Annotated in this window: 17 protein-coding genes and 1 tRNA gene; 8 read left to right on the forward strand and 10 right to left on the reverse strand. The window is 57.5% G+C overall.

What is annotated here, in order from left to right:
- Position 1: 1 nt before the first annotated feature.
- The gene (locus tag KPHS_43720; RefSeq protein YP_005228672.1) at positions 2-1,294 is read right to left on the reverse strand and encodes an Ars family arsenical pump; all 1,293 of its coding nucleotides are present in this window, start codon (positions 1,292-1,294) and stop codon (positions 2-4) included.
- A gap of 51 nt (positions 1,295-1,345) precedes the next feature.
- Positions 1,346-1,675 carry an arsenical resistance transcriptional repressor gene (locus tag KPHS_43730; protein YP_005228673.1) on the reverse strand — a complete coding sequence of 110 codons (330 nt, stop codon included), beginning with the start codon at positions 1,673-1,675 and terminating at the stop codon, positions 1,346-1,348.
- A 218-nt stretch (positions 1,676-1,893) separates the two neighbouring features.
- Here KPHS_43730 and KPHS_43740 point away from each other — a divergent pair, with 218 nt between their 5' ends.
- Together KPHS_43740 and KPHS_43750 are read left to right on the forward strand one after the other, a co-directional pair.
- Positions 1,894-2,187: a hypothetical protein gene (locus tag KPHS_43740; protein ID YP_005228674.1), complete on the forward strand. Its 294-nt coding sequence runs from the start codon at positions 1,894-1,896 to the stop codon at positions 2,185-2,187.
- Between the two features lie 30 nt (positions 2,188-2,217).
- Positions 2,218-2,790 carry a DUF1349 domain-containing protein gene (locus KPHS_43750; RefSeq protein ID YP_005228675.1) on the forward strand — a complete coding sequence of 191 codons (573 nt, stop codon included), beginning with the start codon at positions 2,218-2,220 and terminating at the stop codon, positions 2,788-2,790.
- Between the two features lie 3 nt (positions 2,791-2,793).
- Here the strand turns inward: KPHS_43750 and KPHS_43760 are convergent, their stop codons facing one another.
- Positions 2,794-3,720, reverse strand: a complete 927-nt coding sequence (locus tag KPHS_43760; protein ID YP_005228676.1) for a LysR family transcriptional regulator protein — start codon at positions 3,718-3,720, stop codon at positions 2,794-2,796.
- Positions 3,721-3,858: 138 nt separating this feature from the next.
- On the opposite strand from KPHS_43760, the gene KPHS_43770 reads away from it, so the two are divergent.
- Genes KPHS_43770 through KPHS_43800 form a run of 4 tightly spaced genes read left to right on the forward strand, consistent with a single transcriptional unit; the run spans position 3,859 to position 6,609 of the window.
- Complete coding sequence (locus KPHS_43770) at positions 3,859-4,167, forward strand: putative superoxide dismutase, iron (RefSeq protein ID YP_005228677.1); 309 nt, start codon at positions 3,859-3,861, stop codon at positions 4,165-4,167.
- Positions 4,168-4,175: 8 nt separating this feature from the next.
- A complete protein-coding gene (locus KPHS_43780; RefSeq protein YP_005228678.1) occupies positions 4,176-4,733 on the forward strand; it encodes a putative NAD(P)H oxidoreductase in 558 nt (185 codons plus the stop codon).
- A gap of 20 nt (positions 4,734-4,753) precedes the next feature.
- Complete coding sequence (locus tag KPHS_43790; protein YP_005228679.1) at positions 4,754-5,773, forward strand: putative NAD(P)H-dependent xylose reductase; 1,020 nt, start codon at positions 4,754-4,756, stop codon at positions 5,771-5,773.
- A 32-nt stretch (positions 5,774-5,805) separates the two neighbouring features.
- Positions 5,806-6,609: a putative carboxymuconolactone decarboxylase gene (locus tag KPHS_43800; protein ID YP_005228680.1), complete on the forward strand. Its 804-nt coding sequence runs from the start codon at positions 5,806-5,808 to the stop codon at positions 6,607-6,609.
- A 363-nt stretch (positions 6,610-6,972) separates the two neighbouring features.
- Here the strand turns inward: KPHS_43800 and KPHS_43810 are convergent, their stop codons facing one another.
- On the reverse strand, positions 6,973-7,902 hold the full coding sequence (locus KPHS_43810; protein ID YP_005228681.1) for a putative LysR family regulatory protein: 930 nt from the start codon (positions 7,900-7,902) through the stop codon (positions 6,973-6,975).
- A gap of 129 nt (positions 7,903-8,031) precedes the next feature.
- Between KPHS_43810 and KPHS_43820 the strand changes: the two genes are divergently transcribed.
- Positions 8,032-9,420 (forward strand): putative transport protein, encoded by a 1,389-nt coding sequence (locus KPHS_43820; protein YP_005228682.1) that lies wholly within the window; start codon positions 8,032-8,034, stop codon positions 9,418-9,420.
- 167 nt (positions 9,421-9,587) lie between these two features.
- Here KPHS_43820 and KPHS_t00610 read toward each other — a convergent pair.
- The 3 genes from KPHS_t00610 to KPHS_43840 form a co-directional block, all read right to left on the reverse strand.
- Positions 9,588-9,661 (reverse strand) — tRNA-Gly (locus KPHS_t00610).
- Positions 9,662-9,741: 80 nt separating this feature from the next.
- Positions 9,742-10,455 carry a putative lipoprotein gene (locus tag KPHS_43830; RefSeq protein ID YP_005228683.1) on the reverse strand — a complete coding sequence of 238 codons (714 nt, stop codon included), beginning with the start codon at positions 10,453-10,455 and terminating at the stop codon, positions 9,742-9,744.
- A 50-nt stretch (positions 10,456-10,505) separates the two neighbouring features.
- A complete protein-coding gene (locus KPHS_43840) occupies positions 10,506-10,631 on the reverse strand; it encodes a hypothetical protein (RefSeq protein YP_005228684.1) in 126 nt (41 codons plus the stop codon).
- Positions 10,632-10,771: 140 nt separating this feature from the next.
- Here KPHS_43840 and KPHS_43850 point away from each other — a divergent pair, with 140 nt between their 5' ends.
- Positions 10,772-11,326, forward strand: a complete 555-nt coding sequence (locus KPHS_43850) for an isopentenyl-diphosphate delta-isomerase (RefSeq protein YP_005228685.1) — start codon at positions 10,772-10,774, stop codon at positions 11,324-11,326.
- A gap of 234 nt (positions 11,327-11,560) precedes the next feature.
- Here the strand turns inward: KPHS_43850 and KPHS_43860 are convergent, their stop codons facing one another.
- The 3 genes from KPHS_43860 to KPHS_43880 all read right to left on the reverse strand — a co-directional run bounded on the left by KPHS_43860 (position 11,561) and on the right by KPHS_43880 (position 16,005).
- A complete protein-coding gene (locus KPHS_43860; RefSeq protein ID YP_005228686.1) occupies positions 11,561-13,078 on the reverse strand; it encodes a lysyl-tRNA synthetase in 1,518 nt (505 codons plus the stop codon).
- A 9-nt stretch (positions 13,079-13,087) separates the two neighbouring features.
- Positions 13,088-14,050 carry a peptide chain release factor 2 gene (locus KPHS_43870; protein ID YP_005228687.1) on the reverse strand — a complete coding sequence of 321 codons (963 nt, stop codon included), beginning with the start codon at positions 14,048-14,050 and terminating at the stop codon, positions 13,088-13,090.
- A 221-nt stretch (positions 14,051-14,271) separates the two neighbouring features.
- On the reverse strand, positions 14,272-16,005 hold the full coding sequence (locus KPHS_43880) for an ssDNA exonuclease RecJ (protein YP_005228688.1): 1,734 nt from the start codon (positions 16,003-16,005) through the stop codon (positions 14,272-14,274).
- Positions 16,006-16,009: the final 4 nt, after the last annotated feature.

Consider the following 16,009-nt stretch of genomic DNA (forward strand, 5'->3'; position numbering starts at 1 on the left):
CTCATGGCTGGTTGAAGGAGAGACGCAGCGCCAGCGCGGCCAGCGTCACAAGCAGCACCGGCAGGGTCATGGTGATGCCGCAGCGGAAATAATACCCCCAACCGATGGTGATGTGCTTCTGCGCCAGCACATGCAGCCACAGCAGCGTGGCCAGGCTACCAATTGGCGTGATCTTGGGCCCCAGATCGCAGCCGATGACGTTGGCATAAATCATGGCCTCTTTGATCGTCCCTGTTGCCGTGCTGCCATCAATCGACAGGGCGCCGACCAGTACGCTGGGCATATTATTCATTATTGAAGAGAGGAAGGCCGACAGGATACCGGTGCCCAGCGTCGCGGCCCAGAGGCCGCGCTCCGCCAGCATGTTCAGCACCGTGGTCAGATAATCCGTTAACCCGGCGTTTCGCAGACCATACACCACCAGATACATTCCCAGCGAGAAGATCACTATCTGCCACGGGGCGCCGCGCAGCACCTTGCCGGTGTTAATTACCCGCCCGCGCTTCGCGACAGCAAACAGGATCCCGGCGCCGAGCGCCGCGATGGCGCTGACCGGGATCCCCAGCGGTTCAAGGACGAAAAAGCCAGCCAGCAACAGCAGCAGCACGCCCCAGCCGGTGCGGAACGTCGCTGGATCTTTTATCGCCGTGGCCGGCGCTTTTAGTAACGCCATATCCCAGGCCGGCGGGATATCCTTGCGAAAGAACAGGTGCAGCATCGCCAGGGTGGTGAGGATCGCCGCGAGATCGACCGGCACCATCACCGAAGCGTACTCCCTGAAGCCGATGGCAAAGAAATCTGCCGAAACGATATTCACCAGATTCGACACCACCAGCGGCAGGCTGGCGGTATCGGCAATAAATCCGGCGGCCATGACAAAGGCCAGCATCGTTCCCTTGCTGAACCCCAGCGCTCGCAGCATGGCAATCACGATTGGCGTGAGGATCAGCGCCGCCCCATCGTTGGCAAACAGCGCCGCCACAGCCGCGCCGAGCAGGATAATCCAGGTAAACAGCAGACGACCCCGGCCTCTTCCCCAGCGGGAAACGTGCAGCGCGGCCCATTCGAAAAAGCCAGACTCATCAAGCAGCAGGCTGATAATGATAACGGCGATAAAGGTGGCGGTCGCATTCCAGACGATATGCCATACCACCGGGATATCGGCTACCTGTACGCCACCGGTGGCCAGCGCCAGCGCCGCGCCAAATGCCGCGCTCCAGCCGATCCCTAACCCCCGCGGCTGCCAGATCACCAGCACCAGGGTCAGGATAAAAATCGTACCTGCCAGCAACATCGTTCCTCCGCCAATCACATTCGAAAAATCATATATGTTAAGATAAATTTTTTACCGGCAACCCGGCCCGCCAGCCAGTCTGCTGATCATCAGCCGCACATCCTCCTGCTGACTGAGCCAGGCCTGCTCAATCACCTGCGCCGCCCAGGCCGGCATCTGCGGAGAGAGGCGGTAATGGACCCACTTACCCTGTTTACGATCCAGCAGCAATCCGCTCTCACGGAGCATCGCCAGATGGCGGGAGATCTTGGGCTGGGACTGGGCGAGCGCCGTACAGAGATCGCACACGCACAGCTCTCCACGCGCCTTGAGCAGCAATACGATCCCCAGCCGAGTTTCATCGGCGAGGTTTTTGAACAGTTGCAGGGGCAATAAAGACATGATTTCTCCTCAAGCGTGACGGACAGCATACGGGGCCACAAAGAAAGATCAATATACATGCGCAAAAACATATATATTAATTCACGTCTGCGATGAGCATCCGGGATGTTGCGCCCCGCCATCCCTGCTAAATAGCACGGAAAAATGCCGCGTTTTCTTTTATCCATCATCGAAATATGTCAGGCTGGAGATCCCATTGGATTGCCAGGGCTTTCAGGATGAGTACGATTTATGTGGTTGTTTTAACGTATATAAAACCGCTCGAAGAGGTTGACCGTGCGATCCCCGCCCACATCGAATGGCTCAAAAAAGGCTATGCCGACGGCCTCTTTCTCGCCTCCGGCCGCCGTATTCCCCGCACCGGCGGCGTCATTCTGGCAAAATGCGATAGCCGGGAAACTCTGCAAGCGCGTCTGAGCCAGGATCCCTTCCAGCAGCTGGGTCTCGCCCGTACAGAGATTATTCCCTTTGAGGCCAGCATGGCGTCACCCGCGCTGCAGTCGCTGTTATAACCCTGTCTGAAAGCATATCCCGGAGGAAAAATGCAGCCGTACTTTCACTGGATCAATGAACCTGCCGAGTGGCGCCGCGATTCCGACGGCCTGACGGTGGTCACTAATAAGCATACCGACTTCTGGCGCCATACCTGGTATGGCTTCGAGCGCTTCTCTGGCCATCTCTATGCCGCAGAAGTGGCGGGCGATTTTACCCTGCAGGCAAAAATCTGTGCGGATTTCACCACGCTTTACGACCAGGCCGGGCTGATGATGATGGCCGACGAGCAGACCTGGCTGAAGGCGGGAATTGAATTCAATGACGATGCCCCGGCCATCGGCAGCGTACTGACGCTAACCCACTCCGACTGGGCCACCGGGCTTTTCCCCGGCGACCCGCGCACCTTCTGGCTGCGGCTGACCCGCAAGGGCGACGCGTTAAGGCTGCAGTATTCAACCGACGGCGAGCGCTGGCCGCTGCTGCGGCTCGGCTACTTTCCGCCAGGCCCGGTGAAAGCGGGCGTCATGTGCTGCTCACCGGAGCGTGGCGGACTGGCGGTTGCGTTTCAGGATATTCAGCTTTCCCCGCCGCTGGACAAAGCGCTGCACGATCTGAGCTGAACGCTAGCGGGAAGACCCGACTTTCTCTGCATCATCCGCGGCATGCATTATCAGGAAATCAATCAGGGCTTTCACCCTTTTCGTTCTGCCCGCGTTTTTTGGGTAATAGAGATAAACCGGCGGATAGGTTTTCCAGTAGTCCTCCATCACGGGAATAAACTGCTCACGATCGGGCTGTAATTGCAGGATTGGTTCAAATAAACGGCCAATCCCCAGTCCGTGGCGAATACCGTCGGCCATGACGTCAATATCATTGCTGATTAACTGTCCGGGCATCTCGACGGTGAGCTGCTCGCCGTGGTCATTGAGGATCAGCGGCAGGATGCGGTTGTTGGTAATAAAGCGATAGCCAATCAGCCGGTGATGATGGAGATCGGCAGGCATCGCGGGCACGCCATATTCGGCAAGATAGGCAGAGGAGGCGTATAGCCCTTCACGAAACGGCTTCATTAACGGGCGGGCGACCACGCCGCCTTCGAGAATATCGCCAAAGCGGATCCCAAGGTCGAAACGTTCTTCAATAATATTGACGGTACCGTCATAGACCGATATTTCCAGCTGGATCCCCGGATATTGCTGACAAAATGCCGCCATCGCCGGTTTGAGAATAAGCAGGTAGGCAAAGCGCGAGAGGGTTATTCTCACTGCCCCGGAGGGCTCCTGATTCTGGTCGCGGATGATTTCCAGCGACTTTTCCAGTGTCTCCACCGCCGCGGCGGTCTGCTCCAGCAGCTGTTGCCCGGTTTCCGTCAGCTCGATACGCCGGGTAGTGCGCACAAAAAGGGGGTGGCCAATATGCTCCTCCAGCAGCCTGAGCGCATTGCTGACCGACGGCGGCGTGATTTCGAGCTTGCGCGCGGCGGCCGAGATATTGCCCTCGCGCGCAATGCTCTGAAAGATGCGTATCTGATTATAAAGCGCGTTATTCATAGCATCTCCTTAAGACACCCTCGCCTGATTATTAAGTACAGGCTAAATATTCTTAAGTCAATGACCGCCTAATCTTCCCCCCCTGCGGCTCGTATACTTTTGTCTCTTCCCGCTGATAACGACTTTCCGGAGACAACTATGCGAATTTTATGTCTGGATATCCCTGCCCCCGGCGCGACGCTGGAACACTATGCGCCGCACCTTACCGCAGAAGCCCTGCACGCCTGGGGACTGTACAAGTCAGGCTTTATTCGCGACATCTATTTCCGTCAGGATCGACCCGGCGTCGCTATTTTCCTCGAGTGCGACACCGTGGAAGAGGCGAATAATGTCATGGCCGAATTTCCGCTGGCAAAAGCGGGTCTATTAACCTTCGAGTGTATTCCACTCGGCTCGTTTATTAGCTGGGAAAATCTCTTCTCTGCTGAATTTAAACATCAGGAGTAACGTTGGGAATGGCTCATATTCTTGTCGTTTCCGGGCATCCGGATCTTAACCATTCCATCGCCAACGCCACCATCCTCGATGAGCTGGCGACCGCCCTGCCTGATGCGGAAATCCGTCGTCTGGACTGGCTCTATCCGGACGGCAAATTCAACATCGCCGCTGAGCAGGAAAGCCTGCTGCAGGCGGATGTGATTGTCTGGCAGTTTCCCTTTAGCTGGTATGGGCTGCCCGGGTTAATGAAACAGTGGCTGGACGAGGTATTTGTCCACGGCTTCGCCCATGGCTCAACGGCGAAACTGGGTGGTAAAAAGCTGATCCTCTCCTTCACCACGGGAGCGCCACAGGCGCTCTATACCGCTGACGGTTTCTTTGGCCATGCCATTGAGGAGTATCTCCTTCCCTTCGAGACCACGGCCAGGCTGTGCAATCTTGAGCTGCTGGCGCCGGTTTATACCTGCGGTATTAGCTACGCCGACCGGGATGCCTACAAAATCGCTCAGCAAAAAACGCTTGCCCGGGAACACGCGGCCAGACTGATCGCGCAGCTTAAAACTCTGGTGGAATAACCCAAAGGGAGAAAATAACGATGCAGTATACCCGGCTCGGGAAGAGTGACTTACTGGTCTCCCGTATCTGCATGGGATGTATGGGGTTTGGCGATCCGTCAACGGGTCAGCATCGCTGGACGCTGGACGAAACAGCCAGCCGGGACATCATCCGCCACGCTCTGGAACAGGGCATCAATTTTTACGATACCGCCATCGCCTATCAGAACGGCTCCAGCGAACGGTACGTTGGCCGGGCGCTGCGGGAGATGGCAAAACGCGAGGAGGTGGTGCTGGCCACCAAGTTTCTGCCACGAACCGCTGCCCAGATTGCCGAGGGGATCAGCGGAAAACAGGCGATAGCCCGCTCGCTTGACCAGAGTCTGCGAAACCTCGGGATGGACTACATCGACCTCTACATCTACCACATCTGGGATTACAACACCCCGGTTATCGACGTGCTGGAGGCGCTGCACACCGCAGTGACCGCCGGCAAGGTGCGCGCGATTGGCATTTCCAATTGCTATGCCTGGCAGTTGGCGAAGGTGAACGCCCTTGCCGAACGCGAAGGGCTGACATCCTTTGTTTCTGTGCAGAGCCACTACAACCTGATTATGCGTGAAGATGAACGAGAGCTGTTCGGGCTGTGCGCGGAAGAGGGTATCGCCATGACTCCCTATAGCGCGCTGGCCAGCGGCCGTCTCTCCCGCTTAGAAGGCCACACGCGGCGAGCGGTGGAAGATGATTATGCCCGGGGCAAATACGACGGCACGGCAGAGCAGGACCGGATCATTATTGCCCGCGTCGCCGAACTTGCCGAACGGCATCAGGTCTCCATGACCGAAATTTCGCTGGCCTGGCTGCTGACTAAAGTCACCGCCCCGGTGATCGGCGCCACGCAAAAGCATCATGTTGACGGCGCGGTCAACGCTGTAGCCCTTCAACTGAGCCCGGAAGACATCCGTTATCTGGAAGAAGCCTACCAGCCGCACGTTCTCACAGGCGTGATGGCGCAAAACACGCCGCAAGCCAAAGACCATCATCAGGTGTGGACGCGGTAACCCTCTGTCCTGTTCAGCAGGGAGAATAAAACATGAAAAACGTGATTGCCGCGGCAGCCTTGTCGCTTGTGCTGTCTGATTTTACTTATGCCCACGAACAAAGAGATGAAGCTATGATGAAAATTACCCCTTCCACCCTTGCGGACGCTGATATTCAAGCGGTCTCCCCGGCGCTGGCGCGCTTCGGCCGCGAGGCCATCAGCAACGACCTCTGGCAACGTGACGCCCTGTCCGCCCGCGACCGTAGCATCGTGACCGTAGCGATGCTGATTGCCCGCAACCAGCCAGGCGAGCTGAAGCACTATATTGCCGTTGCGCTCGATAGCGGCGTGACGCCAGCGGAAGTGTCAGAGATCATTACTCACCTCGCCTTCTACGCTGGCTGGCCCAATGCGATGTCAGCCGTCAGCGTCGCTAAAACCATCTTTGAAGCCAGGGGCGTGACGGCAGAGGCCCTGCCCGCCGCCTCGCCAACGCTGCTGCCACTCAATGAACAGGTAGAGAAACAGCGTGCAGACACCGTGGAAAAAAATGTCGGCCCCATTTCGCCTGGCCTGGTTAAATTTACCGCCGACCCGCTGTTTCTCGACCTCTGGCAACGGCCCGCGCTTACGCCCCGCGACAGAAGTCTGGTGACGGTCAGCGCGTTAATCGCCGCCGGACAGAGCGCGCAGATTGGCTACCACCTAAACAGAGCTATGGATAATGGGCTTTCGGCTGAAGAGGCCGGAGAAGTAGTCGCCCAGGCGGCGTTCTACGCGGGATGGCCAAATGCGTTTACCGCCGCCCCGGTGGTCGGTGAGGTATTACGATCGCGCGAGAGCAAAACTGAATAAAAAAGAATAAAGGACAGGGAAGCTGTCCTTTATTTATCGTTAATTGTTAATTTAAAGGTACCACGAGGGCTTTCGATTAGGTCTCGCGGAAAGAACATAAACGGTCTATCGAAGTATGGAGACTTCGATCGTGAGTCTGTTCACATCGCTCATTGAGAAAATTGCCGTTCCGTATGCCGTCATGAGTCTCATCCTTTGAAAGCAGCGATCGCTGTGGCGAGACGGTAGCGCGGACATGTCTATTTGGTCCAGAGATGGACATCTCAATTTAGCTACTACACCGCTACTTCGATTGATGTATTTTATATTAAATATCAATGAATTGAATTATACATTTAATATAAATTGATGTTATAGCAATCGCTATACAGGCTCCTTAGTCATGACTGACCGGGCCACACCGCATATCGCAAGAATTTGCTCTCTCAGCCAGCGGTGACCGGGGTCGCGTTCCATTCTTGGGTGCCACATCTGCGATACCGTAATACGACGGCTTTTGAACGGCAGCTCGAAAAGGTGTACCTGGTCCGTTACCTGCTGATTGAGTAAATAGAGTGCGGGTATCATGGCGATAAGATCCGATTCCAGCGCCACGGAAAGTGCTGTCGGAAATCCCGGTACGACGCTTGCAATTTTACGTTTTGTCCCCAGTTCGGCCAGCGCATCGTCAACGGATCCGTGCAACGCGCCCTCGGGTGACGCTACCACATGGCCCCAGGCGACATAATCACTCACGCCTATTTCAGCCTGCTTAGCCAGCGGGTGCCCTTTACGGACGACGCCAACAAACCGATCCTCAAACAGTCGTTGCAGCCGTATTTCTGGCCCCATATTACTCTGAACGCCAATCTCCAGATCAACCAGCCCTTCCCGAAGATAGCGCGACGTTTTTTCCGGCTTAGGCGCGAAGCGTATACAGACGTCCGGCGCTGCGTCGGCAACCGCTGCTATAAGCGCAGGCCCAAACGCCACCACAAAACCATCGTTTGCCCTGATGGTAAAAAGACGCGCCAGATTTTGCGCGCTGAACGTTTCAGTTGAGGGCTGTAATACCGCCCTGGCATCGTGCACTGCACGCCTGGCGCGATCCCGGGTCGCTTCGGCCCACGGGGTCAGTACCATGTTACGCCCGGCGCGTACCAGGATCGGGTCTCCTGTGACATCGCGTAACCTGCTTAATGTCCGGCTCATGGCCGAAGTGCTGAGGTTCAGACGACGAGCCGCACCTGCGACACTCGCTTCACTCAGCAATACGTCGAGAGCTACCAGCAAATTAAAATCGGGATCAGACATTACCCTTCCTCCCAGCACATTAAGATAAGGCGTTTGATGCAACAATAAAGTGAAAATAGTGCGCCTTCCGCCTGGTAAAAGCCATCTTTATAGTTTTGTCATCCATACACTCTTCTCAGAGGACAAATGATGACGCTCTTTTCCAGTCAACCCGGCGACGAAGGACTGCCTGGCCCGGCGCGCGCACGGGTGATGGCCGCAATAATGACCACCACCTTAATGGGCGTGTTTGATGGCACCATGATCAACATTGCCCTGCCCTCCATGGCTCAGGAGATGCAGGTACCTGCCAGTATTGCCGTCTGGTTCGCCAACGGGTATCTGCTGGCGGCTGCGATGACGCTGGCGATATTCGCGGCGCTTGCGGCCCGTCTGGGTTATCGCCCCGTATTTCTGGCGGGCCTGACGACCTTTACCCTGACATCACTGGGTTGTGCGCTGGCGAATAAGCCCGAAGTGCTTATCGGTATGCGCGTACTTCAGGGGATCGGCGGCGCGGCGACGCTGAGTATTGCCCCCGCAATACTCAGGTCCGTATTTCCCGGACGCTTACTTGGCCGCATTCTGGGGTTCCATGCCCTGCTCATTGCCTCGAGCTCCGCTATCGGCCCGGTATTGGGCGGTACGATCCTTCACACTCTTAGCTGGCAATGGCTGTTTGCGATAAACATTCTTCCCGGCACCCTCGCCTTACTGCTGGCGGTCAGAGCGCTGCCGCGGGATGCGATCCGTATGCAGGCGCCCTTCGACACCGTGGGCGCCATATTGTCGGCGCTGCTGTTGGGTTCGACGATCATGGCGGCGAACAGCCTACAGAACGCTACTTCTCAATTCGGCAGCCTTTGCTGGATGGCTCTCGCTGCGCTGAGCGGCATGGCTTTTATCTGGCAAATCCGCCGCACGGGTCATCCCTTACTGCCGCCGAGCATGTTTAAAAATGAACGTTTTACCCTCGCGGCCTTCACGTCGATGGTTGCTTTTGTCAGCCAGGGGATCACCTTTATTGCGCTACCCTTCCTGTTTCAGAGCGAATACGGCTACAGTCCGGTAGTGTCTGCCCTGCTGTTTACGCCGTGGCCATTAGGGATCGTGCTGATTGCGCCGCATGCAGGCCGTTGGGCGGACACGATATCAGCCCCGGCGATATCCACCCTGGGGCTGGTGATATTTGTCGTCGGTTTGATCCTGCTGGCGACGTTACCCGCCAGACCTTCAATGTGGGATATCTGCCTGCGAAGTCTGGTATGCGGAATAGGGTTTGGCTGCTTTCAGAGTCCCAATAACCGGGAAATGCTCTCAAACGTTATTCGTGAGCACGCGAGTTATGCGTCCGGTGTTTTATCCATTATGCGCACTTTCGGGCAGTGCCTGGGAGCCGCCGCCGTAGCCGTTCTGCTGGCAGCAGATGAAAGGTCAATTCATGTTGCGCTGTGGAGCGCCGCCGCGGCCTCTGCGGTATCGGTCGTCGTCAGCGCGAGCCGGTTGCGTAAAATCACTCATCCTGCGGAAACAGGATAAGCGCGGAAATATCACTAAACGCTACGACTCCAGCGCCAGCAGCGCAAAACGCCGATCCCGCAACCAAAGTGGAGTCCTCTGCCGGAGTTCAATAGACTAACAGAATGCTATAATCGCTGATTTATCAAGGGAAAATTGAGTTGGGTAGACTTCAGGAGACTTGAATTTGGAGCGGGCGAAGGGAATCGAACCCTCGTATAGAGCTTGGGAAGCTCTCGTTCTACCATTGAACTACGCCCGCGAAGAGGTGCGAGAAGCATTATAGCCCTTACGCACCCTGTGACAAGCCTGCCGGATGCTGACTGGCGATAAAATAACCTTTTAGCACTTAGGTTTACTTCCCTGCGGCGGCAGGTAACGCAGCGGATCGATGGCTGTCGCCCGGTAGCGGATCTGGAAATGCAGCCGCACTGAGTCGGCATCCGTACTGCCCATGGTGGCAATTTGCTGGCCGGCCTTCACGCTCTGGCCATTATTCACCATTAGCTTATCGTTGTGGGCATAGGCGGTGATGTAATCCTCGCTGTGCTTAATCATGATCAGGTTGCCATAGCCGCGCAGCTGATTGCCGACGTAGACCACCTTGCCCGCCCCGGCGGCATACACCGGCTGGCCGCGGGTTCCGGCGATATCAATGCCTTTATTGCCGCCATCGGCGGTGGAATAAGGCAGGACCACTTTGCCGCTGGTCGGCCAGCGCCAGCAGCGCTGTCCCACCGGCGGCCAGGAGGACTGAGGTACCGCGGACGAAGGCGTGACCGCCGCGGTGCGCGTAGAGGAAGATTTTTTCTTCGTTGTCTTCGTTGAACTGCTGCCGTTAAGCTTCAGCTTCTGCCCCACCTCAATGGTGTAAGGCGGGGAGATGTTATTCAGGCGGGCCAGATCGCGAACGCTGGTGCCGGTGGTGCGGGAGATGCCGTACAGGGTATCGCCGCGTTTAACGGTGTAGGTGCCACCGGAATCGGAGGTGCTGGAGCAGCCGGCCAGCACCAGGCTTGCCGCCAGCATCAGTGTCATATAAAAGCGTTTCATCATCAGGCATCCTGCACTTAACACAACCACTTACCTCGCAATCAGGGCGAATATCATACCAGTCCGCGGCGCAGGGCGTCATCCCTGATGGCGAAACCATTATCCCCCGTCCCTAGCGCGCGGTCTGCGGCAGGCAGAAATTCATATTTGCGCCACGCGGCGCGGCGGCCTCTCCTCACTATTGCGCGTTGCCGTTCACAGAGCTGCCTCCAGGGCTTGTTTTGGTAATGCCTTTCTCCCATTTATGGGCTACCCTAGTGGCCTGAGTACATGACCCGGCGGGTTTGTGCCGGGTCATTTTTTATTTTCAGGAGTCGTCATGGCCGGGGAACACGTCATTTTGCTGGATGAGCAGGATCAGCCTGCCGGTATGCTGGAGAAGTATGCCGCCCATACGTTTGATACCCCTTTACATCTCGCGTTTTCCTGCTGGCTGTTTAACCAGCAGGGTCAGTTACTGGTCACTCGCCGTTCGTTGGGCAAAAAAGCCTGGCCCGGGGTATGGACCAACTCGGTCTGCGGACACCCCCAGCAGGGCGAGACCTTCGAGCAGGCCGTCACGCGCCGCTGTCGCTTCGAACTCGGTGTGGAGATCTCTGATATCGCGCCGGTTCACCCGGCCTTCCGCTACCGGGCGGTCGCCCCAAACGGTATCGTTGAGAACGAAGTGTGCCCGGTATATGCCGCGCGCGTGGTAAGCGAAGTGCAGCCTAACGACGATGAAGTCATGGACTATCAGTGGGTTGACCTGGCAACCATGTTAAGCGCGCTGGCCGCCACGCCGTGGGCGTTCAGCCCGTGGATGGTGCTGGAAGCGGAAAATCGGGACGCCCGCCAGGCGCTGACCGACTTTGTTGCGCGTCTGCGCGGGTAAGCTAACTATTCTCCAGGCCAGGCGCAGCCCTGTGCCTGTCATTAATGCCTGGCGGCGCTACGCTTGCACAGGCCTACGGTTCTGCGCCATTGCGTAGCCCGGATAAGGCGTTTACGCCGTCATCCGGGATCCCCGGCTTGCGCTGCGCTGAGCCAGGCTACGCCAGCCTTAGGACCTCACATCAGACATAAAAAAACCCGGCAAGCCGGGTTTTTTGCTTTTCGCGAAGGGCGATTATTTCTGCGGACGCATCGCCGGGAACAGAATAACGTCGCGGATGGTGTGGCTGTTGGTGAACAGCATGACCATACGGTCGATACCGATACCCAGACCAGCGGTCGGCGGCAGGCCGTGTTCCAGCGCGGTGACATAGTCTTCGTCATAGAACATTGCTTCGTCGTCGCCTGCGGCTTTCGCATCAACCTGATCCTGGAAGCGCTGCGCCTGGTCTTCGGCGTCGTTCAGCTCGCTAAAGCCGTTACCGATCTCACGGCCGCCAATGAAGAATTCAAAGCGGTCGGTGATTTCCGGGTTGACGTCGTTACGGCGCGCCAGCGGAGAAACTTCCGCCGGGTATTCGGTGATGAAGGTCGGCTGGATCAGGTGCGCTTCCGCCACTTCTTCGAAGATCTCGGTCACGATACGGCCCAGACCCCAGCTCTTCTCCACTTTGATGCCGATAGATTCAGCGATCGCTTTCGCGGAATCAAAGTTATCCAGATCCGCCATCTCGGTTTCCGGACGGTATTTCTTGATCGCTTCGCGCATGGTCAGTTTTTCAAACGGCTTGCCGAAGTCGAACACCTGGTCGCCGTAAGGCACTTCGGTATTGCCGAGGATGTCCTGCGCCAGGGTGCGGAACAGAGATTCGGTCAGCTCGATCAGATCTTTGTAATCCGCATAAGCCATGTAGAGTTCCATCATGGTGAACTCTGGGTTATGACGAACGGAGATCCCTTCGTTACGGAAGTTACGGTTGATCTCGAAGACGCGTTCGAAGCCGCCAACCACCAGACGCTTGAGGTACAGTTCCGGCGCGATACGCAGGTACATGTCCAGATCCAGCGCGTTATGATGGGTGATGAACGGACGCGCGGAAGCGCCGCCCGGGATCACCTGCATCATCGGGGTTTCTACTTCCATAAAGCCGCGGCCAACCATGAACTGACGGATGCCCGCCAGGATCTGCGAACGCACTTTGAAGGTCTTACGAGATTCATCGTTGGAAATCAGGTCCAGGTAACGCTGACGGTAACGCGCTTCCTGATCCTGCAGGCCGTGGAATTTGTCCGGCAGCGGGCGCAGAGCTTTAGTCAACAGACGCAGCTCGGTGCAGTGGATAGAGAGCTCACCGGTTTTGGTCTTGAACAACTTACCGCGGGCGGCGATGATGTCGCCGAGGTCCCACTTTTTGAACTGGTCGTTATAAACGCCTTCCGCCAGGTCATCACGCGCCACGTACAGCTGGATGCGGCCGCCTACGTCCTGCAGGGTCACGAAGGAGGCTTTACCCATGATACGACGGGTCATCATGCGGCCAGCAACGGCCACTTCAACGTTCAGCGCTTCCAGCTCTTCGTTTTCTTTGCCATCGAAGTCAGCGTGCAGTTGGTCAGAGGTATGGTCACGACGGAAATCGTTCGGGAATGCGACGCCCTGCTCACGCAGCGCAGCCAGCTTCTCGCGACGGGTTTTCAGTTCATTATTAAGGTCAATTGCCGCGTCAGCGCCCTGTGCTTGTTGTTCAGACATGTTGGTTCCTCATAACCCTGCTTTCAAACTTGCTTCGATAAATTGGTCCAGGCTGCCATCGAGCACCGCCTGAGTGTTGCGGGTTTCCACCCCGGTACGCAGATCTTTAATACGCGAGTCATCCAGCACGTAAGAGCGGATCTGGCTGCCCCAGCCGATATCGGACTTGTTGTCTTCCATCGCCTGCTTCTCGGCATTTTTCTTCTGCATCTCCAGTTCATAAAGCTTTGCTTTCATCTGCTTCATGGCCTGGTCTTTATTTTTGTGCTGCGAACGGTCGTTCTGGCACTGCGTCACCAATCCGGTCGGGATATGGGTAATACGCACCGCGGATTCCGTACGGTTAACGTGCTGACCACCGGCGCCGGAGGCGCGGTATACGTCAATGCGCAGGTCGGCCGGGTTAATTTCGATATCGATATCGTCTTCCACTTCCGGGTAAACGAACGCGGAGCTGAAGGAGGTATGACGGCGGCCGCCGGAATCGAACGGGCTCTTACGCACCAGACGATGAACGCCGGTTTCCGTACGCAGCCAGCCGTAGGCGTAATCGCCAATGATCTTAATGGTCACGGATTTAATCCCCGCGACTTCACCTTCGGATTCTTCGATGATTTCGGTCTTAAAGCCGCGCGCTTCCGCCCAGCGCAGGTACATGCGCATCAGCATGCTGGCCCAGTCCTGGGCTTCGGTGCCGCCGGAACCGGCCTGAATGTCAAGGTAGCAATCGGCGCTGTCGTATTCGCCGGAGAACATGCGGCGGAACTCAAGCTGCGCCAGCTTCTCTTCCAGGGTATCCAGCTCGGCGACGGCTTCGTTAAAGGTCTCTTCGTCATCCGCTTCCACGGCCAGATCCAGCAGGCCGGCAACGTCTTCCAGCCCCTGGGACATCTGATCCAGGGTATCTACGATGGCTTCCAGGGAAGAACGCTCTTTACCCAGCGCCTGGGCGCGTTCGGGTTCGTTCCACACGTCCGGCTGTTCCAGCTCGGCGTTTACTTCTTCGAGACGCTCTTTCTTGGCATCGTAGTCAAAGATACCCCCTAAGAACGTCGGAGCGCTCCGTGAGGTCCTGAATGCGGTTTTTTACCGGATTTATTTCAAACATGGTCGGTTTCTTTTAATGGATTTGTCAAAATGCGGTGATAAGAGCGGAATTCTACCGGATTCGCGCCCTTATTCCTACACTGTTGTCAATTTGGCCAGAGGTGATCGATGATCAGCTGCAGGCTACGGTTGCCGCGGAACTCGTTGATGTCGAGCTTGTAGGCTAACTGGACTTCACGCACGCCGTTATCCGGCCAGATGGAAGTATCCACGTTGAAGGCGATACCGTCCAGCAGCGGCCCGCCGTCAACCGGTTCGACCATCACCTTCAGGTGACGCTCGCCCACCAGCCGCTGCTGCAGCAGGCGAAAACGACCGTCAAACAGCGGTTCCGGGAACATCTGCCCCCACGGCCCGGCGTCGCGCAGCATCTGCGCCACTTCCATGCTCATCTCCGCCGCCGCCAGCGGGCCATCGGAAACCACCTCGCCCTGCAACAGCGCAGGATCCAGCCATTCGGTCACCAGCTCGCCGAAGCGCTGTTGAAACTCTTCAAAACGCGCCTCCTCCAGCGATAAGCCCGCCGCCATCGCGTGGCCGCCGAACTTCAGGATTAGCCCGGGATAAAGCGTATCAAGGCGCTCCAGCGCATCGCGCATATGCAACCCCTGAATGGAACGGCCGGAGCCTTTCAGCGTGCCGTCGCCGGTAGGCGCAAAAGCGATAACCGGGCGATGGAAGCGCTCCTTAATCCGCGAGGCGAGAATGCCGACTACCCCTTGATGCCATTGCGGATGGTACATCGCCAGCCCGCCGGGCAGGGTATCGGCGCTGCGCTCCAGCTGCTGACAGAGCGTTAGCGCTTCCGCCTGCATCCCCTGCTCAATCTCTTTGCGCGTCTGATTAAGCGCATCGAGCTCGTTGGCCAGCACCCGCGCTTCGCCGATGTTGTCGCACAGCAGCAGCGCGACGCCGACCGACATGTCGTCCAGCCGTCCCGCCGCGTTCAGGCGCGGCCCGAGGGCGAAACCGAGGTCGCTGGCCGCCAGCTTTTGCGGATCGCGGTTGGCAATTTCCAGCAGCGCCTTAATACCGGGCCGACATTTGCCGGCGCGAATGCGGCTTAACCCCTGCCAGGTGAGGATACGGTTATTAGCATCCAGCGGCACGACGTCCGCGACGGTGCCTAGCGCCACCAGATCCAGCAGCTCGGCAAGGTTCGGCGCGGGGATGCCGCGAGCGTCGAACCAGCCTTTATCGCGCAGAAAAGTGCGCAGCGCCAGCATCAGATAAAACGCCACCCCCACCCCGGCCAGTGATTTTGACGGGAAGTCGCAATCGCGCAGGTTGGGATTAACGATAGCTTCCGCCGCCGGCAGCGTCTCGCCCGGCAGATGGTGATCGGTCACCAGCACCGGGATCCCCAGCGCATGGGCATGATCGACGCCGGCATGGGACGAGATCCCGTTGTCGACGGTCATGATCATCTGCGCGCCGCGAGCATGGGCCTGATCGACCACTTCCGGGCTTAAACCGTAGCCGTCTTCAAAGCGGTTCGGCACCAGATAGGAGACGTTGCCGTAACCCAGCGCGCGCAGGGCCAACACGCTGAGCGCGGTGCTGGTGGCGCCGTCGGCGTCAAAATCACCGACCACCACGATGTGCAACCCTTTCTGGAACGCGTCATGCAGCATCTCGACCGCTTTTTCAACGCCGGTGAGCTGCGTCCAGGGGAGCATGCCTTTGACGCTGCGCTCCAGCTCCTGCGCGCTGCGCACCCCGCGGCTGGCATATAGCCGCTGCAGCAGCGGCGGCAGGTCGGCGGGGAGTTCGACGCCGTCAATCGCCTCGCGGCGGCGTAGTTGTATCTGTTGTTTCACGCGA

It is taken from the genome of Klebsiella pneumoniae subsp. pneumoniae HS11286, from assembly GCF_000240185.1.
Taxonomy (GTDB): domain Bacteria; phylum Pseudomonadota; class Gammaproteobacteria; order Enterobacterales; family Enterobacteriaceae; genus Klebsiella; species Klebsiella pneumoniae.